Source organism: Pseudonocardia sp. KRD291 (assembly GCF_019263595.1).
Taxonomy (GTDB): Bacteria; Actinomycetota; Actinomycetes; order Mycobacteriales; family Pseudonocardiaceae; genus Pseudonocardia.
On the sequence record NZ_JADQDD010000093.1, the window covers coordinates 1 to 20,236 of the forward strand.

At 69.7% G+C, this 20,236-nt stretch carries 20 protein-coding genes; 7 read left to right on the plus strand and 13 right to left on the minus strand.

Translation table 11 applies throughout. The features are described from left to right. Positions 1-70: 70 nt before the first annotated feature. On the minus strand, positions 71-1,015 hold the full coding sequence (locus I4I78_RS14985) for a cation diffusion facilitator family transporter (protein ID WP_374225874.1): 945 nt from the start codon (positions 1,013-1,015) through the stop codon (positions 71-73). A gap of 72 nt (positions 1,016-1,087) precedes the next feature. Between I4I78_RS14985 and I4I78_RS33835 the strand changes: the two genes are divergently transcribed. The 5 genes from I4I78_RS33835 to I4I78_RS15005 all read left to right on the plus strand — a co-directional run bounded on the left by I4I78_RS33835 (position 1,088) and on the right by I4I78_RS15005 (position 6,343). Beyond that, positions 1,088-1,348, plus strand: coding sequence for a hypothetical protein (locus I4I78_RS33835; protein WP_308252124.1), 261 nt, complete (start codon positions 1,088-1,090; stop codon positions 1,346-1,348). Further along, positions 1,327-1,701, plus strand: a complete 375-nt coding sequence (locus I4I78_RS14990; RefSeq protein ID WP_218611930.1) for a helix-turn-helix transcriptional regulator — start codon at positions 1,327-1,329, stop codon at positions 1,699-1,701. The genes I4I78_RS33835 and I4I78_RS14990 overlap by 22 nt, the downstream gene beginning before the upstream one ends. A 196-nt stretch (positions 1,702-1,897) precedes the next feature. Next, entirely contained in the window at positions 1,898-4,282 is a 2,385-nt protein-coding gene (locus tag I4I78_RS14995) for a transglycosylase domain-containing protein (protein ID WP_308252122.1), read from the plus strand. Between the two features lie 46 nt (positions 4,283-4,328). Beyond that, positions 4,329-5,042 (plus strand): response regulator transcription factor, encoded by a 714-nt coding sequence (locus I4I78_RS15000; RefSeq protein ID WP_218611931.1) that lies wholly within the window; start codon positions 4,329-4,331, stop codon positions 5,040-5,042. A gap of 2 nt (positions 5,043-5,044) precedes the next feature. After that, entirely contained in the window at positions 5,045-6,343 is a 1,299-nt protein-coding gene (locus tag I4I78_RS15005) for a HAMP domain-containing sensor histidine kinase (protein ID WP_218611932.1), read from the plus strand. A 27-nt stretch (positions 6,344-6,370) separates the two neighbouring features. Here the strand turns inward: I4I78_RS15005 and I4I78_RS15010 are convergent, their stop codons facing one another. From I4I78_RS15010 to I4I78_RS15060, 11 genes are all read right to left on the minus strand, one after another. After that, a complete protein-coding gene (locus I4I78_RS15010; RefSeq protein ID WP_218611933.1) occupies positions 6,371-6,868 on the minus strand; it encodes a hypothetical protein in 498 nt (165 codons plus the stop codon). A 327-nt stretch (positions 6,869-7,195) separates the two neighbouring features. Further along, a complete protein-coding gene (gene murJ / locus I4I78_RS15015) occupies positions 7,196-8,770 on the minus strand; it encodes a murein biosynthesis integral membrane protein MurJ (protein WP_218611934.1) in 1,575 nt (524 codons plus the stop codon). Positions 8,771-8,841: 71 nt separating this feature from the next. After that, positions 8,842-9,675 (minus strand): hypothetical protein, encoded by an 834-nt coding sequence (locus I4I78_RS15020; RefSeq protein ID WP_218611935.1) that lies wholly within the window; start codon positions 9,673-9,675, stop codon positions 8,842-8,844. Positions 9,676-9,842: 167 nt separating this feature from the next. After that, positions 9,843-10,637, minus strand: coding sequence for an N-acetyltransferase (locus I4I78_RS15025; RefSeq protein WP_218611936.1), 795 nt, complete (start codon positions 10,635-10,637; stop codon positions 9,843-9,845). A 120-nt stretch (positions 10,638-10,757) separates the two neighbouring features. Further along, complete coding sequence (locus I4I78_RS15030; protein ID WP_218611937.1) at positions 10,758-11,300, minus strand: hypothetical protein; 543 nt, start codon at positions 11,298-11,300, stop codon at positions 10,758-10,760. A gap of 614 nt (positions 11,301-11,914) precedes the next feature. Continuing rightward, the gene (locus tag I4I78_RS15035; RefSeq protein ID WP_226379747.1) at positions 11,915-12,772 is read right to left on the minus strand and encodes a cation diffusion facilitator family transporter; all 858 of its coding nucleotides are present in this window, start codon (positions 12,770-12,772) and stop codon (positions 11,915-11,917) included. Positions 12,773-12,914: 142 nt separating this feature from the next. Beyond that, positions 12,915-13,703: a cytochrome c biogenesis CcdA family protein gene (locus I4I78_RS15040; RefSeq protein WP_218611939.1), complete on the minus strand. Its 789-nt coding sequence runs from the start codon at positions 13,701-13,703 to the stop codon at positions 12,915-12,917. Continuing rightward, positions 13,700-14,350: a TlpA disulfide reductase family protein gene (locus I4I78_RS15045; RefSeq protein ID WP_218611940.1), complete on the minus strand. Its 651-nt coding sequence runs from the start codon at positions 14,348-14,350 to the stop codon at positions 13,700-13,702. The genes I4I78_RS15040 and I4I78_RS15045 overlap by 4 nt, the downstream gene beginning before the upstream one ends. Further along, positions 14,347-14,934 (minus strand): vitamin K epoxide reductase family protein, encoded by a 588-nt coding sequence (locus tag I4I78_RS15050; RefSeq protein WP_218611941.1) that lies wholly within the window; start codon positions 14,932-14,934, stop codon positions 14,347-14,349. The genes I4I78_RS15045 and I4I78_RS15050 overlap by 4 nt, the downstream gene beginning before the upstream one ends. A gap of 62 nt (positions 14,935-14,996) precedes the next feature. Then, positions 14,997-15,707: a DsbA family protein gene (locus tag I4I78_RS15055; RefSeq protein ID WP_226379748.1), complete on the minus strand. Its 711-nt coding sequence runs from the start codon at positions 15,705-15,707 to the stop codon at positions 14,997-14,999. A 141-nt stretch (positions 15,708-15,848) separates the two neighbouring features. Continuing rightward, on the minus strand, positions 15,849-16,358 hold the full coding sequence (locus I4I78_RS15060; RefSeq protein WP_218611942.1) for a hypothetical protein: 510 nt from the start codon (positions 16,356-16,358) through the stop codon (positions 15,849-15,851). Between the two features lie 185 nt (positions 16,359-16,543). Here I4I78_RS15060 and I4I78_RS15065 point away from each other — a divergent pair, with 185 nt between their 5' ends. Both I4I78_RS15065 and I4I78_RS15070 read left to right on the plus strand, forming a co-directional pair. Then, a complete protein-coding gene (locus tag I4I78_RS15065) occupies positions 16,544-16,960 on the plus strand; it encodes a metalloregulator ArsR/SmtB family transcription factor (protein ID WP_218611947.1) in 417 nt (138 codons plus the stop codon). After that, positions 16,953-19,037: a cation-translocating P-type ATPase gene (locus tag I4I78_RS15070; RefSeq protein ID WP_218611943.1), complete on the plus strand. Its 2,085-nt coding sequence runs from the start codon at positions 16,953-16,955 to the stop codon at positions 19,035-19,037. The genes I4I78_RS15065 and I4I78_RS15070 overlap by 8 nt, the downstream gene beginning before the upstream one ends. Positions 19,038-19,264: 227 nt before the next feature. On the opposite strand, the gene I4I78_RS15075 is transcribed toward I4I78_RS15070, so the two are convergent. Beyond that, entirely contained in the window at positions 19,265-20,125 is an 861-nt protein-coding gene (locus tag I4I78_RS15075) for a c-type cytochrome (RefSeq protein ID WP_218611944.1), read from the minus strand. Between the last annotated feature and the right edge of the window lie 111 nt (positions 20,126-20,236).

Here is a 20,236-nt window from a genome sequence, read left to right on the forward strand (position 1 = left end):
TCTAGCTCTCGGCCTCAGCCCGGACCACCAGTCCTCTAAATCGCCGACCCGAGCTCGGCGGTCGAGGCCTCTACCGGGTGATCGCGCCGGGTTCCAGGGCGGCGGGATGGTGCGCGAGCACGGCGTGGTGATCAAGGCCGGTGGTCTCGCGCGGGCTCACGTGCACGGTCGCGGCCACCAGTTTGGGCACCTCGTGGAGCAGGGTGTGTTCGGCGGTGGTGGCGATGTCGTGGGCTGCGACGACACCCAAGTTGGCGTCGACGGTGATGCCTGTCTCGGCGCGGATCCGGTGCCCGATCCAGCGCAACCGCAGCTCTTCGACCGCGACCACCCCGGGCACCGCCCGCAGGCTCGCCTCGGCGGTATCGACCAGCGCGGGGTCCACCGCGTCCATCAGCCGACGGTAGATGTCAAGCGCGGCGCACTTTAACACGACCAGAATCGCCACGGTGATCAGCAGCCCGATGATCGGGTCAGCCAGCGGGAACCCAGCCAGCACCCCCAGCGCGCCGATCACCACGGCCAACGAGGTGAACCCGTCGGTACGGGCGTGCAGCCCGTCGGCGACCAGCGCCGCGGACCCGATCCGGCGCCCGACCCGGATCCGGTAGAGCGCGACCAGCTCGTTGCCGGCGAACCCGATCAGCCCGGCCGCGATCAGGATCCCGATATTGGTGACCGGCTGCGGGGAGAGCAGCCGCAGGATCGACTCGTAGCCGGCCACGACCGCCGACAGCGCGATCATCACGACGATGAACACCCCCGCCAGATCCTCGGCGCGCCCGTAGCCGTAGGTGTAGCGCCGCGACGCCACCCGGCGCCCGAGCACGAACGCGATCCACAACGGCACCGCAGTCAGGGCATCGGAGAAGTTGTGGATCGTGTCGGCCAGCAACGCCACCGACCCGGTCAGTACCACCACCGCCGCCTGGGCGATCGAGGTCGCCAGCAGCGCGACCAGGCTGATCTTCACCGCGCGGATCCCGTCGGCGCTGGCCTCCAACGCCGAGTCCACCGAGTCCGCCGCGTCATGGCTGTGCGGGCGAAAGATCGACCCCAACCAACCCCGCAACCCACCCACAGGGCCGTGGCCGTGGCCGTGGCCATGACCGTGGCTGTGCTGGTCGGGCTGTTCATCGCCGTGCCCGACGACGTGTACGGGCTCGGTCGTGTGCTCGACGCCGTGTCCGGATCCGGGAGCACCGGGATGCGCGGGGTCGTGCGGATGCTCGCCCGGGTTACCGGTGTCTGCATCCGGGCCCGGGTTTGCTCCGTGCGTGTCGCTCATGGTTGCGATGATGCGCTGCCCAAGCGCATCATGCAACCATGCGCGCGCACAAGAACGTAGCTGTTGCGGCGGCACCGCAGCAGCCCGCGGCCAGCGATGAGCAGCTCGGCGTCGCCGCCGAGGTGCTGAGACATCTAGCCGACCCAACCCGACTGCACCTGCTGCGGCTGCTCGCCGACGGCGAGCAGGATGTGAGCACCTTGACCGCCCAGGTCGCGGCGTCGCGGTCTTCGGTGTCGCAGCACCTGGGCCGGCTGCGCCTGGCAGGGCTGGTACACGCCCACCGAATCGGGCGCCGGATGCTCTACCGCCTGGCCAGCGACCACCTGCGCGCGCTGATCGAGGAGGCCTATCAGTTCGCCGGGCACCTCGCGCACGACATCCCACACCACCGGCGCACCGAATCGAGCTGACCTGCCCCTCATGCCTACCTGGAGGAAAGCGGGCACGCGCTGTCAACGGTCTCCGAAGACTGCCCCGGTGCGGGCTAGACCTCAGCGAATCATCGCAAGTCATCTCGTACAGGGTCGCGCACGACCAAGTCAGGCGCCTCTATGAGAGGTTGCCCGTTTTGCCGTTTTCTAACCTCTAGGTCGATATGATCAGTTCGTGTCGTCGTCGCGCGGCCGCTTCATGCGGCCCATTGCCGTTCTCGTCGGCTTGTCCGTCCTCGGCGGCGTGGTGTTCGCCGGTATGGCCTTTCCCGTCGCGGCCGGTCTCGGCGTGCTGTCCAACGAGGCCGGGGACAGCGTCAGCTCGAGCTCCGCCGACCTGGTCGGCACCGAGCCGCCGCTGACCACGACGGTGACCGACTCCGACGGGGCGCCGATCGCGTACCTGTTCGACCAGAACCGGACCGACGTCTCCAACGAGCAGATCGCGCCGGCGATGAAGGCCGCGATCCTTGCCATCGAGGACCGCCGGTTCTACGACCACCAGGGCGTCGACTGGCAGGGAACGCTGCGCGCGGTCGTCGCGAACTCGGCGTCCGGTGAGACGGTCCAGGGTGCGTCCACGCTGACCCAGCAGTACGTCAAGAACTACATGCTCTACGTCGACGCGCAGACCGACGCCGAGCGGCTCAAGGCGACCGAGCAGACGCCGGCGCGCAAGCTCAAGGAGGCCCGGATCGCCCTGCAGCTGGAGCGCCAGCTGAGCAAGGACGAGATCCTCAACCGCTACCTGAACATCGTGTTCCTGGGTAACGGCTCCTACGGCGTCGCGGCCGCGTCGCGCACCTACTTCAACACCACCCCGGACAAACTGACCGTCCCGCAGGCGGCACTGCTGGCCGGGATGGTCCGCAGCACCACCCAGTTCGACCCGATCCAGAACCCGAAGACCGCCACCGACCGGCGCAACCTCGTCATCACCCAGATGGGCGAGCAGGGCATGATCGACGACGCGCAGACCCGCCAGGCACTCGCGTCGCCGCTCGGGGTGGCGAACCCGCTGGTCAACGTGCCCAACGGGTGCAACGGCGCCGGCGACATGGGCTTCTTCTGCAAGTACGTCGTGCAGTACCTGACCGAGGCCGGGTTCTCCCTGGAGCAGATCAACCGCGGCGGCTACACGATCAAGACGACGCTCGACCGCAACGCGATGAACCAGGTCAAGGCGTCGCTGGACCGCGAGGTCCCGCCGGACACCCCGAACGTCGCGAACGTGATGTCGCTGATCGAGCCCGGCCAGGAGAAGCACCGGGTGCTCGCGATGGGCGCCAGCCGGACGTTCGGCCTCGACGCCGACGCCGAGGAAACCAGCTACGGGCTGCCCTACCAGCCGGTGAACCTCGGTGCGGGCTCGGTCTACAAGATCTTCACCGCGGCCACCGCGCTGGAGAAGGGCCTGGGCATCAACTACAACATGCAGGTCCCGCCGTCGGGCTACGCGTCGCCGATCTACGTCGACGGCGGCGGCCGCCCGATCCCGGTCGGCAACACCGGCGACTACCCGCCGACCATGAGCATGACCGATGCACTCGCACAATCGCCGAACACTGCGTTCATCAAGCTCGAGGAGTTCACCGGCGTCCCGGATGTGGTCGACATGTCCGTGCGGCTCGGTATGCGATCTCTGGCCGAGACCCCGTTCACGGACCCGAACACCGGGGAGCGCACGGACCGCTCGATCGCCGAGGTGACCAAGGCACAGAAGCTGGCCTCGTTCACCCTCGGCGTCACCCCGACGAGCGTGCTGGAGCTGGCCAACGTCGGCGCGACGCTCTACAGCGAGGGGAAGTGGTGCCCGCCGACGCCGATCGACTCGATCACCGACCCGTCCGGCAAAGCCGTGCCGATCACCGAAGAGCCCTGCGCCCAGGTCGTCGATCCCGGGCTGGCGGACACGCTGGTCAACGGTCTGTCCAAGGACGACATCAGCGGGACGTCCGCGACTGCGGCACGCCAGGTCGGATGGAACAGGCCCATGGCGGGCAAGACCGGAACAACCCAGCAGAACAAGTCCGCCACCTTCCTCGGCGCGATCCCGCAGATGTCCGGCGCGGTCATCACGTTCGACAACTCCAGCTCACCGCGGCCCCTATGTGACTCAGGCGGTGCGCCGTTCGCCTGTAGCGAGGGCAACATCTTCGGCGGCAAGACCCCGGCCGAGACCTGGTACGGCGCGGTGAAGCCGCTGGTCGACGGCACCCCCGTCTCCCCGCTGCCCACACCCGCGGGCCGCTACCTCGAGGGCGGCGCGGAGTCCCGGATCCCGGACGTGATCGGCAAGCCCGTCGACGACGCCCGCTCCGAGCTCCAGGGAGCCGGATGGGCGTTGACCACCCGCGAGGTGGACAACCGGGCCACCGAGGGGACCGTCGTCGGGCAGACCCCGCGCGGCGCCGCGCTGCCGGGTGAGCAGGTCATCCTGCAGATCAGCTCCGGTAGCGTGCCCGCACCGCCGCCGATCCCGGGCGCCGCGCCATCATCACCCACTCCGGGGGCGCCTACGTCGGAAACCGCCCCGCCACCGAGCGAGAACGACGACTGAACTACACGACCACGCCGGGCAGGCCGATTCTGATTAGCATCGAGACATGCCATCTGTTCTGGTCGTCGAGGACGACGCCACCATCGGTGACGTTCTCGAGTCGAGCCTGAGGGCGCATGGCTTTGACGCGGTGAGAGCCGGCGAGGGACACGCAGCCGTGCGGGTATCGAGGACCATGGAGTTCGATCTCGTGTTACTCGACCTGGGCCTCCCCGACCTCGACGGAGTGGAGGTCTGCCGTCGTATCCGACGCGACCAGCCTCAAACCCTCATCATCGTGATCACCGCGCGGAACTCGGAGATCGACGTCGTGCTCGGTCTCGACGCCGGTGCCGACGACTACCTCACCAAACCGATCCGGCTCACCGAACTCCTGGCCCGGGTTCGGGCCCATCTTCGGCGAGCTCGTCCGACCGAGGCTTCGGGCACGGTGCAGCTCGGCGATTTGTCGCTCGATATCGCCGCCCGACGTGTCCTGATCAACGGTCATGAAGTCGTGCTGCGCACCAAAGAGTTCGATCTCTTGGCGCGGCTGGCGCGAGATCCCGACAAGGCGATCAGCCGGGGCACCCTCATGGCCGACGTCTGGGACGAGCACTGGTACGGCTCGACCAAGACCCTCGACGTGCACGTCGCTTCGCTGCGCCGCCGGATCCACACCGCCGACTCGCTCGGCAAGGTCCCGACGATCACGACGCTCCGAGGCCATGGGTACCGCCTGGAGAATCCCGGCGCACCTACCGGTGAGCGGGGCGGCTGACCATGCGGCGGAAGATCGTCACTCTCAGCCTCGTCATCGCCGGGCTGACGATCGGGCTTTTCGGCGTGCCACTGGCCGTCGGTCTCGCACAGTTCGCTTTCACCGAAGAGCAGGCGTCCCTCCAGCGGCTGGCGGATTTCACGGCTCGCTCGGCGCAACCCGAGCTGATCCACGACGAGGTGCCGTCCTCGATCCCGGACCCCGATGACGGACGGTTCCTCGGCGTCTACGACGGACAAGGACGAAGGCTGCTCGGCGACGGCCCTCCCCGCGGAGACGATGCCGTTGAGCGGGCGCTCAACGGGCGAGCCGTCCAGGACGGCTCCGGCAGCGACCTCCTCGCCGCAGTACCGGTGACCGACGGGCATGGCGTCCATGGCGTGGTCCGCGCGATGGCTCCAGCATCTGCGGTCTACGAACGCATTGCGCCCGCTTGGCTGGGCATGGTCGCCCTCGCCGGCCTCGTGCTCGTCGCAGTCTGGGTAGTCGCTCGCCGGCAGGCCGGCCGTCTGGCCGCCCCGCTCGAACGTCTGGCCGTATCGGCACAACGGCTGGGTGAGGGTGACTTCACGGTACGAGCCGCCGCAGCAGGTCTACCGGAGATCGACTCCGTCGGAGACGCCCTGAACGGCACCGCGGGTCGTCTGGACGATCTTCTCGCCAGAGAACGCTCCTTCTCGGCCGAAGCTTCCCACCAGCTGCGAACTCCACTGTCAGGTTTGAGGTTGCGGCTGGAGGCCGCTCTCGATCAGCCCGATAGGAATCCGAGGGAGGCCATCCGCGACGGGATCAACGAGGCCGACCGCCTGGAACGGACGATCGACGAACTGCTCGTACTGGCCCGCGAGGACACGAGCACGACGCGGGAACCGATCGACGTGCCGACCATGCTCGCAGAGATCGAGACGGAGTGGCGTGACCGGCTGCCCTCGCACCGTGGTCTGGAATGCCACATCCCACCGGACCTTCCGCAGTCGCCCGTGTCCGCCGCAGCTACCCGGCAGGTGCTCGGCGTTCTCCTGGACAACGCCGAGCTTCATGGTGCGGGGACCATTCGCCTCTCCGCACGAGATTTGAACGATGCCGTCGCCGTCGACGTCTCGGACGAGGGACCCGGCCCTCGCCCCGGCGCAATGGCCGCCGACGAGCGGGAGTGCCACATCAGGCCTCACGGCATGGGGCTGGCCATCGCTCGGCGCCTCGCGGAAGCAGAAGGTGGCCGACTGGTGCTCTCCCGGTCCTCGCCGCCGACGTTCACCTTCCTGATCCCCGCCGAGAGATTCGGGGCTCCGGTCGCATGAGGTGTAGCCCGCGAGGCTTCGTCCCGATCAGGCCCCACGGGTCCTCGGGTCGTGGAGATGCGACAGCACGTCGTAGGTCCTGGAGACCGAACAGGACCCGTCGCTCGACCCGACCTCGCCCCGGGCGGCGATCCGCGAGACCGGGGATTCCGTCACGCCACAGAGAATCATGGTCACTCGGTGGAGCAGGGCCTCCACTGCACCGAGCGTCTCCCAAGGGGAGGCGCTCATGTCATGAACCGTGGCCGTCAACGACTGAAGTACCGCATTCTGCGATGCCGCGGGATCGCCCCAAACCAGTCGTACGAAGAATCCATGCGACACCGGTCCATCCGGCTCGTCGGTCAGGATGTGATTCGGCCCAATCCCACAGACACCGAGAATCTTGTCGAACCTCACCAGATCGTTGACCACATCGCGCGTGCGCATGACGTGCGCAGCGAGTGGATCACTCGCAGTGTGTCGAGCTGCGCCAGCCCGGCCATTCAGAGAAGATTGCACGGCACCCCCCTCCTCGTCGATCACGATCTCGATCGTTCGCGTTGCGCTCAATACTAAAACGCCGAAGGTGAAGTCCAGCGCAGCGAGAGGTAAGACGACGGCAAGGGATCGCCGGCTCGATCCTCGATCGCCGTCAGACCGGCCAGACCTAACTCAGCGAGCAAGGCGCCTGCCCCACCAACACGAGCAGGGCACCCAATGAAACCGGGATAACAAGTCGCAGCAGGCCAAAGCGGCCCGCGACGCGGCAGTTCCTTCCGATCCACCGAATTATCGATATAGTGGATCACGAGCGTCAATTCGACGACGCCGAAACTACGAACGCGCTAAACCTGTTCAGGTTACTTGACGCTAGTCTACCGGCGTTTCGTCTTCGAATATCTGTAACAAAGCCTTGTATCCCGCGCAGAATACGATGCTTCCACTCAGCAGTCCGACTGCGCTGCTGATGAGTCCAGAACCCCATTGATCGATCACGAGCCGGCAAATGATCGTCGCAGCACCGGCAGCCGGCACGGCGGCTAACAACTGTCGTCCGTAGCTGAGGCCCAGCTCGCGAAGTCCCGGTTCGCCGGCGGATCGGCGCAGGAGAGTGAGGCTCAGGGCGAGCCCCGCTGAGTAGGCGAGAGCGAAGCTCGCCGCCAGACCCGCCACGACCCATTCGGGGGGCAGGACACCAGCCACCACGACGGCAAGCAGGATCTGCAGACCCGTAACGAGGATCTGGACCAGGGCCGGCCGGCGGGTGTCTTCCAGCGCATACATGCCGCGGACCACGAGGTACTGAGCCGAGTAGACAACGATCGAGGGCGCGAAGCACGCGAGCACCAGGCCCATGTAGAGGGTGTCGGGCTCGGGGTTGCCGGGAAAGAGTAGACGTGTCATCGAGGGGCCGACGGCGGCGGTCACGGCGGCCACCGGGACGAGGACACGCCCGGCGTCCTGCAGGGAACGACCGACGGCGGCGCCGACCTCGGCGGGTTGACCATGCACGGAGGCCTGGCTCATCGAACGGATCCGGGCGTTGGCCAACGACACTGCTACTACGGCGTGCGGGACCAGCATGATCATGTAGGCGTTCGTATACGAGGGCAGGCCCGCAGCCCACTGCGATGTGCCCGCCGCCGCCTTGCCCGCAGTATTGGCCACGACGACCGTCACCGAGTAGGCAACCTGGTTGGCTGCGACGAAGACGAGGGTCCAGACCGCCAACCGGGCCGATCGCCCCAGACCCGCGCCGCGCAGATCGAACCGGGGGCGGAAGCGATATCCGACCGTGCGCAGCGCCGGGACGAGGATCAACGCCTGAACCACGACCCCGAGGGAGGCCCCGCCGCCGAGTAGCGCGATCTCGGCGGGTGAGACCGAGTCGGCCGCCTCTGGCTGCGGACCTGTCTCGACGGATCCGTAAACGAGGAACGCCACACCGACCGCGATGGCGATCATGTTGTTCGCGACAGGCGCCCACGTCATCGGGCCAGGCCGCCCCCGGGCCTGGAGGACCTGGCTCAGGACTCCGAAGACACCGTAGAAGAACACCTGGGGCAGGCACCAAGCAGTGAAGGCCGCGGCGAGGTGGAGCTCGGTCTGAGTCCATCCCTGCCCGGCGTACAACCCGGCGAGAACGGGAGCGGCCAGGACCGCCCCGGCCGTTAGCGGTCCGAGCACCACGATGACCACGGTGAGCAGGCGGTCGGCATAGGCCGCACCTTCGGCTTCTCCCCGGTCCATGGCCCTCACGAGCTGAGGCACGAACACCGCGCTGATCGCCCCACCCGCCACCAGCGTGAAGAGGATCGTCGGGACGGTGTTCGCGATCGTGAACGCGCTCCCCACCGTGTACAGCCCCAGCGCCGCCGCCCACACCGAGGTGCGGACGAAGCCGGTCCCGCGGGAGAGGGCCGTCCCCGCGGCCAGCCACGACACCTGCGCGAGACCTCCCTCGCCGGACTGGGCCCCAACCGCGTACCGATGGGGCGCGGCAGTTCTCCGCCTGCTCACGACGAATCCGCGACAGCAGGCGGCTTGCCCGGGGTGAGGCCTACGTGGATGTGGTCCTGGTGGACCTCGTCCGTAAAGAACCCGCGCCCCTCAACGGCTATCGGACCTCCGACCTCGGTGGCTCCGGCTCGTGCCGCCTCCACCATGAACGTGGCGAGCAGCGGGTCATCACGGCGGATGTCCGCGACACGCACGCCATTGATCGACCGGACGTCGACGGCTCGTCCCACCGCGTGGTTGGACAGGCGGGCGCTCGGGAAGACGGTGCCAGGATGGCCGGACGCAGCGACCTGCAGCTCGATCTCGTATCCGCGAGCAAGCTCCTGGACGATGGCGAGCGTGCGGTCATCGAGCCGGCGTGTAGAGATGTCGTAGCGCACCGCGTCAGACAGCTCGATCCGCGCGGACGCGAGCAGCGCTCGGCCTCCGCCGGTCGCCCCGCCAGCGCGCACGGGAGGACCCGAGGGGCGCGGTGGATCGATGACCGACGACACCACCCAGCGTCGCCCCTCGATCCGTAGCCGAACATCAAGGGTGACGTCGCGGACCCCGACCGTCTCCGCGACCCGGACCTCCTGCCGCGCGAGGACGATCACGCTGGCTGTGGTGGGCGTCAGGCCCCCCATCTGGGGGTACACGACCTCGGTCACGACCTCCGGCGCCGAAGCCTCGAACAACGGCCGGGCGGTGGCGACCAGGGCCCCGGGATACCCGGCCGCTTCCACCTGGGCCTGAGGATCCGGCAGTACGGTGCGCTGCCAGGTGCCCACCCGTTCGACGAACTGCCCGGCCACTCGTTTGAGGTCGGCCAAGGCCTCGCCGTCGGACATGAACGTATTTGGACCTCTGGGCGGGACGGCGGCGTCATCGCGCGCGGCAGCAGAAGCGGGGCCCGATGCCGGACCCGTAGGAGTGCCGGGCACGGCGGCCAGGGCAACCCCGACGCCGGCGGTTCCCACGACGACCGTGGCGATCAGCGCCAGGACGCGCGACCGCGTCACCGCGTGCCTTCCGGGCAACCCGGGCGACGTCCGAAACGTCGGACGTTCAGACCGTCCCGTGTGCAATCGTCGTCCAGCGCCGTCCAGCCGGTGCTCGAGTAGAACGTCCGGGCGCCCACCGCATCGGCCAACGTGACCAGCTCGACCCAGTCGGCGCCCACAGCGGCACACCGGCCCAGATAGATCTCGGTCAACCGGCGGCCGGCACCCCCACGCCGTGCGGATCCACTGACCGCGATAGCCGTCAGGTCACCGACGGCGCCTGGACGACCTGGCGGCGCGGCCTCACCGGGACGGCCGGCCACATCGCGCCCGCCGAGCCGGCACAGGTAAGGGCGCACTCGAGTTCGGAGGAACCCGGCGAGGACACGGGGCCGGACGACGAGGGCCGCGATCCCACGGGCCATCAGCCCGAACCGGTGGCGCGTCAGTAGCTCGCGGCGGAAGGCCCGCCGGTCGGTGCTTCCGACGAGAAATCCCACCACCTCCTCGGCATCGGAGTCGTCCCGGCGAACCGCGACGAGGGCCACGGCGTGCGCGCTGTCGAGGAACGTCTGGTGCCAACGAGCCACGAACCCACGTCCCAGGCGCGGGAACAGCCCCATCGGGAGTTCGAGAATCTGCAGAACGGCCGTGGCCTTCAGGTCACCGGAGGTCGCGGTACGGATGAACACCCGGGCGCCGCTGCCGAGCGGGACGGGTGCGGTCGGTAGCGGGAGACCGGCAGCTGGATCCCGCTGAGGGGTCGGAGAAAAGGCGTGCATGCGTGGCTCCAGGAACGCGACCCGCAACGAGAAGGAACGAGTCGGGGGCAGGACGGCTCGAACTCGCCACTACCGGCCAGGGCCGCGCACCACAGATCGCACGGGGCGGACCCGGAGCGATTACTCGAGCAAGCGGAGCAGGTTTAGTCAGGCAGCAGCGAGCGAGTCGCTCGGAGGTCCGCGTAGGGAGATGTCCGCTTCAACGAAGCGGCGGACCATCGCCGTCGCACCGGGGCGCCGCCGCAGCACGAGCGGTCCCCGGGGCGCAGGTGGCCGCGCGATCAGGCACACCAGCCGCGCGAGAGGGTGAACAGCGGACAGCAGCAGGAACAGGCTCTCGGCACCGGTGACGACGCCGACGACGACCGCCGCCAGCAACACGTGAGCCACCGAGACAGAGGACTCGGCCGCGTGTCCGGCCACGGTGTCCGGCTCCGCCGGGAACAGCTTGGATGCCGCGTGCAGCGCAGGTTGGGCGACGATAGCCCCGCTAAGAGATGCGAAGTAGCCCCGACAACTCCCGGCGAGACGCAGCCTGATCGCGGCGACGACCGCTGCGATCAACCCCACGGTCAGGCTGTGTGACGCGTGCTCCCCCGCAAGGATGTCCATGCCAACTGCCACGCAGATCGTGGCGACGGCGGCGAACATCACGGCTGCACGGATCGGGGAGGCCGCGGCGCGAGCCATGCGGACCTCCCTAGACGTGGAGACCGAGTCGGACGACCCGGACATACCGTCGAGGTTAGCCGAGGCCCTCGACATACGTGCAAGGCCTGTGGCGACCGGCTCGACGCTCCGCGGTCCTTCTCGAACGACGACGCCAGCCGGACCCGGATTGAGCCTCGACAACTAGCGTCGCACCGCCTGCCCGCCGCGCCAGGTCCTGGGCCACATCTAGCAGTTCGGTCGCGGGGGCAGGTGCCGTGTCGTGGCGCGACCGACGAATACCGCAGGGGTCGAATACCTATCGTCCGCCAGCTGTACGAGCGAGATACCCGCCACCGACCTCGCCCTTGGGCCGACCGTCCTTGTGGACCTGCGGTACCGGTGCGAGTTGCTGCGTGCGGGCCTGGCCGCGTACTGGGGGTAGGGCCCGACCATGCGTCCGCGAGGCTGGAGGCTCCGACCGGGCGCCGCAGCCCCGGCGTCGGTCCAGCGGGGTTGTCCCAGCTGAACAGGCCCTCGCCGTTGCCGTAGGCGGGAGAACACGCGGAACGCCTCGTCCGGGTCAATGTGCTCGATGAACATTCTGGACATCGCGTCCACGCCGACACGTCGTGTGACCGTCAGAGCCAGGCAGATCACTGGCCCATCGACTCGGGGACCGCGGCCGACCCGTCGCTGTGCGCTACCGGCTCGATTTGCACCGTCGACCGGGTCACGCCGACCTCAGCGAGGACCGTGCGCGCGGTGTCTAGCACCGGGTGGATCGAGTCGTCGGCGTTGACCAGGACGTGCACGCTGGCCGCGTCCATTCCAGACGTGATGGTCCAGACGTGCAACTGGTGCACCTCGGCGACCCCGTCGATCGCCTCCAACCGTCGCCGGACCTCGGCGACATCAAGATGTGGCGGCGCGACCTCTATCAGGATGCGGACGGCGTGCCGCATCAACACATAGGTCCGCGGCAGGATGAACAGCCCGATCGCCGCCCCCACCACCGTGTCCGCGTACACCCAACCGGTCAGCAAGACCACGAGCGCACCGACGATCACGCCGATCGACCCGATCATGTCAGCCAGAACCTCGAGGTAGGCGCCCTTGACGTTGAGGCTCTCCTTCGCTTCACCGGCCAACACTCGCATGCTGACCACGTTCACGAGCAGGCCGAACACCGCTGTCACCAGCACCGGCAGCCCGGTGACCTCGCCCGGCTCGGAGAACCGCCGGATCGCCTCGAGGAGCACCCACGCCGCCACCCCGAACAGCAGTAGCCCGTTGATGGCCGCGGCGAGGACCTCAAGCCGGTAGTTGCCGAACGTGCGCTGGCTCGCGCCCGGCCGGTTGGCCAGAACCACCGCCGCCAGTGCCAGCCCGAGGCCGAGCACGTCGGTGCCCATGTGCGCCGCGTCGGACAGCAGCGCGAGTGAGCCACTCGCCAGGCCGACCACGATCTGAACCAGCATGTAGACGAAGGTCAGACCGAGCGCGAGCGCCATACGGCGGACGTATGCGGCTCCCACCGTCGCTCCGACAGCCCCGTGCCCGTGATCCATCACGCTCTTCCATCAACACATGCGAATGATTGCATGAATGCTACCGTGAGCGTTCCGGCGGAGTGCTTCGAGGCGCTTTCTCAGCTCAGAGTGGCAGTGTGTAGCCCGCGATCGGGCCGCGTAGCCACGCGATGGTCTGACCCCACAGTCCGGTCACCAGGAGGACGCCCATGACTAGCAGCATGACTCCGCCGGTGAGCTGAACGGCCCGGATGTGGCGTTGCAGCCATGTCGTTGACCGCACGGCCCATCCGGCGCCCCAGGCCAGAAGCACGAAGGGCAGACCGAGACCGGCGCAGTAGGCGAGTACGAGGACGAGCCCGCGAACGGCGATCGGGCCGACGTCGGTGGCCGTGGTCAGGGCGACGACCCCGGTCAGGGTCGGGCCCAGGCAGGGGGTCCAGCCCAGCCCGTAGACGGCCCCGAGCAGGGGGGCGCCCCACAGTCCGCGGTCTCGGGGTGGGCTCAGCCGTCGGGTGTCGCGCTGCAGCGTCGGGAACGCGCCGAGGAACACCAGGCCCATGACGATCGTGACCGCCCCGCCGATCCGCTGCAGCAGCAGCTCTTGGGTCAGCAGCGCGTCGGCGAGCCCGAGGACGAGCAGCACTCCGGCGACGAACACGACGGTGAAGCCGGCGACAAACAGGGCGGCGGCCCCTGCCATGCGCCGTCGCGCCGAGGCCGTAGCGGGAGCCGCCTTGTCGGCGCCGGGGACCGGGGGCGGCGGGGTGCCGGCGACTGCGGCCAGATAGCCGAGGTAGCCCGGGACCAGCGGGAGCGCGCACGGGGAGGCGAACGACACCGTTCCGGCCGCGACCGCCACCAGAACGGCCAGGACGAGAGGCCCCGACAGGGCGAGCTCGGTGGCGTTCACCTCGAGCCCTCCGCCCCGGGCGCCGGGCCCGGTGTCGGGGCCGGTGACGATGGCTCCGCGGCTACTCGCTGTACCACGGGGAGCAGTTCGCTGAGCCGGATCGAGCGCAGATACACCGCGGCGACGCGGTGCTGGCGGTCCAGCACGACCGTGGAGGGCACGGTGTTGCGCGGGAACCCCTCCAGGGCCAGGAGGGACCGGCCGGGCTGGTCGAAGATGTTCGGGTAGGTGATCGAGCGGCTGGCCAGGAAGTCGCGGGCGGCGTCGCGGTCGTCGCGGACGTCGATGCCCAACACGGTCACCCCCTGCGGGCCCAGGCGCTGATGGAGCTGCTGCAGGTCAGGCATTTCCGCGCGGCACGGGCCGCACCAGGTGCCCCAGACGTTGAGCACCACCACCTGGCCCCGAAAGTTCGCCAGGCTCAGCGTCCGGTCGTCCTTGACCATGTCCTGTCCGGACAGGCCGCGCACCTCGCCCCGGTCCTGCGGAGGGTCGTAGAAGATCCGGTCCTGGCCGCCGGGGGCGACGAAGGTGAACTGCTTGGCCGAACTCGGTGCCGTGCCTGAGTTGCTGAACGAGCAGCCGCTCACCAGCAATAGGGCGGTCGCGCAGGTCAGGGCCGCGAGGATCCGCGCGGCCGGGCTCATGTGAGCACCGAGCCGGACCAGAAGTACCAGAAGCGGTGCAGGATCAGGGCCATGACCAGCAGATACCAGCCGGTGAGCAGTACGCCGTGCAGCCCGACCAGGGCGGCCACGACGCGACGCACGGGTGGGGGAAGCCGGTCACCGACCGCGGCGAGGTTGCGCAGCGTGACATACCAGAACAGGGGCATCGTCACCGCCCACACGACCATGCAGTAGGGGCACAGCGCGCCGATCCGGTAGAGGCTTTGGAAGATCAGCCAGTGCACCAACCCTGCGCCGAACACGACACCGGCCTGTAGCCCGGTCCAGTACCAGCCGCGTAGGCGGGCCCCGGCGAGCAGCGCCGCCCCGGTGGCGGCGACGACGGCGAAGCCGGCGATCCCGATCAGTGAGTTCGGGAACCCGAACGCCTGTGCTTGCGGGGTCGCCATCACCGACCCGCAGCTGAGCACCGGGTTGATGCTGCAACTGGGCTCGTAGGCCGAATCGGCGATCAACGCGATCTTCTCGACGGTCAGCAGGAACGCGGCCAGGAAACCGACCGCGCCACCGAGCAGCAGCATCCAGGGCAACGTCCGCGGCATCGGGGCGTGCACCCCACCTGCGGCCGTTGCCCCGGGCTTTGGGGGGCGGTGCACGGTTTCGGTCACTGCTGGGCCAGGGCCTGGTCGAGGGCGCGGGTCAGATCGTCGAGGCTCTCGGGCTCCAGCTTCTGTCCGTTGAGGAAGAACGTGGGGGTGCCCTGCACGCCGAGTGCCTGGCCGTCGGCCCGGTCTGCCTGGATCCGTTCCACGGTCGCGGGGTCGTTGTACACCGCGTCGTAGCGGGCCATGTCCAGGCCGAGCCGGGCGGCGTAGCCGCGGAACCTCTCGTCCATCGGTGCCTGCTGCTCGCCCCATTCGGTCTGGGTCTCGTACATGAGCGTGTACATCTGCTCGAGCCGGCCCTGCTGCGCAGCCGCCTCGACCGCGCGTGCGGCGCGCTCGGCGTTGACGTGGCTGGGGATCGGGAAGTAGCGCATCACGAAGTTGACCCGATCGCCGTACTGCTGGCGCAGCTGCTCGATCGCCGGGAACGCGGCGCGGCAGGCCTCGCATTCGAAGTCGAGGAACTCCACGAAGTTCACCGTCGACCCGGGGGCGGTGGAGAGCCGGTGGCTGTCCGGGCGCACGGCCGTGGCCGCGGCGGCGGAGGGGTCCGCAGCGGGAGATCCGCTGTCGCCGGCGAGTCGGGTGACGCCGAACAGGGCCGCGACGACGAGGACGAAGACCCCGGCGACGACGAGCGAGAGCCGGGTGTTGCGGGACATGCCGCCCTGGGGCGGCACAGGGGAGGAGGAGCGCGCAGTGCGAGGCATCGAAACGACCTTCTGTGCAGGCGGGCCCGGCGCAGGCCGGGTAACGGATCGGAGCGGCTGCGCCCGCTCGCGGGCCGGGGCACCCCACCGACTGCCGTGGAACGGGGGTGGGACACGAGGGCGAGCGGGCAGGGCCGGGAATCAGTTCCGATCGACGCAGAGGACTGCGACCGGGGAGCTCACTGCAGAGGGCGGTACCGGCCCGGCGACCGAGACCGGCGGTACCGGCGCGGCCGGTCGGTCGGCCAGCGCGTAGGCGCGAAGCGCCACCGCCGCGGTGGTCTCAGCTGAGGCCCGCACGGCTGCCGCCCCGCTGCTGTCGTGATCGCGCGGCGGGGCGCGATGGCAGGGGTGATCGAGGGTGCACTCGCCGGGTGAGACACCCGGCAGCGACTCACCAGAAGCGAGGATGCGCGAGGTGGCGGTGTCCGGGGCCGGGGCTCCCGCGACGCAGTCGGGGCAGCCCGGCACCGTGTCGGCGGAGGCCACCGACGGCATCGAGTGCATCGACGGCATTGACGCGGTCAGGTCGACGACCGGCGCCGCGGTGGTGGGCGCGCCGCAGTCCTGGGCACTGCCGAGTCCGGCCAGCGCGAGCAGCGCCACCAGCGCCATCAGCGCAACGGTGGAGCGGGTGAACAGAGCGCGCACGTCGTCCCACCACCTTCTCCGACTGCTCGACCGTTGTGACCCAACCGCACGAACCGGACACGACTGTAGCGACGGCACCCGCACACGCGCGCTGGGGCCGGACGACGCCACCTCCACGTGCCGAGGCCGGATGCGTAGCGCAGCCACCCTTGACCAAACATATCAATAGACGTTTGAATGATGGCATGGCGCCCGAGGCAGACGACACCTGCGAACTCCTGTGTTTGGATCTTCCGAACGCCGAGCGGATCCGAGCGTCCCTGCCGCCGGTCGTCGAGTCGGAGCTCGCTGCCGACACCGCCCGTGCGCTGGGCGACCCGACCCGGCTGCGGCTGGCCGTCGCCTTGTCGGCCGGGGACGAGCTGTGCGTGTGCGACCTGGCCTGGGTGGTCCGGGCGTCACAGGGTCTGGTCTCACATCACCTTCGCCAGCTCCGCACCGCCGGGGTCGTGGTCTCCCGCAAGGACGGGCGGATGGTGATGTACCGACTCGGTGATCGGGGGCGCGCGGTGCTCACAGCCGTACTCGGCGTCGATCCCGGCGTGGATCCCGGGGTTGCCGCAGCCGCCGGCGCGGGAGCGAAAGGGGCAAGTCGTGGCTGAGGGCTGTTGCGGACCGGAGTCCACGGCCGGAGTCGACGGGCACCCGGTTGCCGATGAGGGGCCGGCGCGGATCTGGCAGGTCCGCGAGCTGCAGCTGGCCGCGCTGGCCGCAGTCCTGCTGGGAGCGGCCTGGGTACTCGCCCGGGCCGGTGTCGGCTCGCTACCGGTGACCGGCGTGGAGCTGATCGCAGCCGTGATCGCGGCCTCGACGTTCGTCCCGAGCGTGCTGCGCGGTCTACGACACGGCCGGGTCGGTGTCGGAACCCTGATGACGATCGCCGCCGTCGGCGCCGTGGCTCTGGGCCAGGTGCCCGAGGCGGCGCTGCTGGGCATCTTGTTCTCCATCGCCGAGGGCCTCGAGCACTACGCGGTCACCCGCACCCGGCGTGGCCTGCGGGCCCTGCTCGGACTGGTACCCCCGACCGCGTCGGTGCTGCGCGAGGACGGCGAGGTCAGCGTCTCCCCCGACCAGCTGGTCATCGGCGACGTGCTGATACTGCGGCCCGGACAACGCGCCGCCACCGACGGGCGGATCCGCAGTGGCCATACCAGCCTGGACACCTCGGCCATCACCGGGGAGTCGGTGCCGGTGGAGGCCGGCCCGGGCGACGACCTCTACGCCGGCACGATCAACGGCGGCGGAGCGATCGAGGTCGAGGTGACCGCCCCCGCCGCGGACAGCTCCCTGGCGCGGATCGTGCACATCGTCGAGCAGGCCCAGGACCGTAAAGGCGCAGGCCAACGCCTCGCCGACCGGATCGCGCGCCCCCTCGTCCCGGCGATCATGGTCCTGGCCGCGCTGGTCGCCGGCCTCGGCGCGATCCTCGGCGACCCGCTGCTGTGGCTCGAGCGCGCGCTGGTCGTCCTGGTCGCGGCCTCACCATGCGCATTGGCCATCTCCGTGCCGCTCACCGTGGTGGCCGCTATCGGCGCCTCCAGCCGACACGGCGCGCTGATCAAGGGCGGCGCCGCGCTGGAGGAGCTGGGGCGCATCCGCGCCGTCGCGCTCGACAAGACCGGCACCCTGACCCGTAACCGCCCCGTGGTCGTCGACATCGTCCCGACCCCGGGAACCGAGCCCGCCACGGTGCTCGAGAACGCCGCCGCACTGGAGGCTCGCAGCGAGCACCCCCTGGCCAGCGCGATCCTGGCCGCCGCGCAGGACCCGCGGCACGCGATCGCGCCGCGTACCGCGGACGAGGTGACCGCCGTGCCCGGACACGGCCTGACCGGAACCCTCGACGGTGTCGAACTCCGCCTGGGGAAGCCCGGCTGGATCTCCCCCGGCCCACTCCTAGACGCCGACGTGCGGCGCCTCCAGGAGCACGGCGCCACCGTCGTCCTGGTCGAACGCTGCGGCGAGCTGCTCGGAGCCGTGGCGGTACGCGACGAGCTACGCCCCGAGGCCTCCGAGGCCGTACGGCGGATTCGGGAGCTCGGCATCGACGTCGCCATGCTCACCGGAGACAACCAGCGCACCGCCACGGCGCTGGCCGAGCAGGTCGGCATCGCCGTCGTGCACGCCGAGCTGCGCCCCGAAGCGAAGGCCGAGCTGTTGCCGGCCATCGCCCGCGGGCGCCGGGTGGCGATGGTCGGTGACGGCGTGAACGACGCCCCCGCACTGGCTACCGCGGACGTCGGCATCGCGATGGGCGCCATGGGCACAGACGTCGCAATCGAGACCGCCGACGTCGCCCTGATGGGAGAAGACCTGCGTCACCTCCCCCAGCTACTCGCCCACGCCCGCCGCTCCCGCACGATCATGCTGCAGAACGTCGGGGTGTCCCTGCTGATCATCGCCGCGCTCATCCCGCTCGCCGCCTTCGGCGTTCTCGGGCTGGCCACCGTGGTCGTCGTCCACGAAACCGCCGAGGTGCTGGTCATCCTCAACGCCGTGCGCGCCGCACGAACCCGCACCGAACCAGGACTTACCGCTGCCCCGGCCCGCCCACGACGCCACCACGTCACCATCGAACCGCCTCCGGAGCCGGAGGACACCTGCTGCGCCCCTGCCCCCCGCAGCCTCGATCACGCAACGACCGCGGGCGACGAGGTCGACCACAGCGATACCCGCTGATCCCGGCAGGCCCCTGATCGGGGTCTCGACCGCCGGCAGGTCGGCGGCCGAGACCGTGCCGTCGACCTGATCGCCGAGTCCCGCTCCGCCGCCGAATCTGGGGCTGATCCGGTGAACCCGTCGGAGGCGCGCCCCGCGTCGGCAACGCTGGTGTAGGCACGGCCGACCATCAAGCCGCTTCGTCGCGACGCAGCAGACCCACCGCGGGAGGCCTCCTGCCTCCGCAGTCAGTTCTTGGCCCCCAGCCACATCGCGAATCCGATCAGGGCGGCCATGCCGACGATGAACGCGACGATGCCCTCGGAGGTCGGTCCGATGCCGCCGAGGGGGTTGCCGCCGGGGTTGTTGCCGCCGTTGGCGACCGAGCGGACGTAGGCGATGATGTCTTTCTTCTCGGCCGGGGTGAGTTGCTGTTCGGAGAAGCGGGGCATGTTCTGGGGACCGGACAGCAGCGCGGTGTAGATCTCGGTGTTGCTGGCGGGCCCGAGCTCGGGGGCGTACTTGCCCGAGGACAGCGCCCCGCCGACCCCGGTGAAGTTGTGGCAGGACGCGCAGTTGAGCCGGAACAGCTGGCCCCCGCGCGCCGGGTCGTCGCCGCGCAGCGATGCGTCGGCCGCCGAGGGTGTCAGCGGGCCGCCGCCGTTGGCCTGGACGTAGGCGCCGAGCGCCTCGAGGTTGGCTCGTCCCGGCGGTGTGTCCGGGTCGAACTCCGGTCGGGGTGGTTTGCGTTGGGCCTGGGCGGATTGGCTGGCCAGCGGCATCCGGCCGGACGAGACCTGGAAGTACACCGCCGCGTCACCGACGCCGATCAGGCTCGGCCCCCGGTCGGGGACGCCCTGCAGGTTCGAGCCGTGGCAGGTGATGCAGGAGGTGGTGTAGAGGTCCTGTCCCTGGGCCACCAGGGCACCGTCCGGCTGGCCGGTCGCGACCTGTGGCTGTGGGGCGAAGGCCATGTACAGGGCGGCGACGACAAGCAGTGCGGCCGCGAGCGCCGCCGAGTTCTTCAGGCGCCGGCGTAGCTTGCCGCGCCGGCCCGAGACGTGATCCGGCGGCGGATGGGTGGGTGAGGACGGAGAGGCGGAGGGCATGGCGGTTCTCCTGGCTCACGGGCGCGGCTCGCCGGCAGGGCTGCCGGTTCCGCGGCCCGGATGGGTCAGATGGACTTGGGGTCGTCGTCGGGCTGGGCCTCCTTGCCCACT

Bases quoted from the DNA above. Each gene is read 5' to 3' on its own strand.
- I4I78_RS15075 (WP_218611944.1), bottom strand. From the start codon at position 20,125: ATGCCCTCCGCCTCTCCGTCCTCACCCACCCATCCGCCGCCGGATCAC.
- I4I78_RS14990 (WP_218611930.1), top strand. From the start codon at position 1,327: ATGCGCGCGCACAAGAACGTAGCTGTTGCGGCGGCACCGCAGCAGCCC.
- I4I78_RS15050 (WP_218611941.1), bottom strand. From the start codon at position 14,934: ATGCCGCGGACGTTGCCCTGGATGCTGCTGCTCGGTGGCGCGGTCGGT.
- I4I78_RS15000 (WP_218611931.1), top strand. From the start codon at position 4,329: ATGCCATCTGTTCTGGTCGTCGAGGACGACGCCACCATCGGTGACGTT.
- I4I78_RS15055 (WP_226379748.1), bottom strand. From the start codon at position 15,707: ATGCCTCGCACTGCGCGCTCCTCCTCCCCTGTGCCGCCCCAGGGCGGC.
- I4I78_RS15065 (WP_218611947.1), top strand. From the start codon at position 16,544: ATGGCGCCCGAGGCAGACGACACCTGCGAACTCCTGTGTTTGGATCTT.
- I4I78_RS15030 (WP_218611937.1), bottom strand. From the start codon at position 11,300: ATGGCTCGCGCCGCGGCCTCCCCGATCCGTGCAGCCGTGATGTTCGCC.
- I4I78_RS15005 (WP_218611932.1), top strand. From the start codon at position 5,045: ATGCGGCGGAAGATCGTCACTCTCAGCCTCGTCATCGCCGGGCTGACG.
- I4I78_RS15045 (WP_218611940.1), bottom strand. From the start codon at position 14,350: ATGAGCCCGGCCGCGCGGATCCTCGCGGCCCTGACCTGCGCGACCGCC.
- I4I78_RS15035 (WP_226379747.1), bottom strand. From the start codon at position 12,772: ATGGCGCTCGCGCTCGGTCTGACCTTCGTCTACATGCTGGTTCAGATC.
- I4I78_RS15020 (WP_218611935.1), bottom strand. From the start codon at position 9,675: ATGTCCGACGGCGAGGCCTTGGCCGACCTCAAACGAGTGGCCGGGCAG.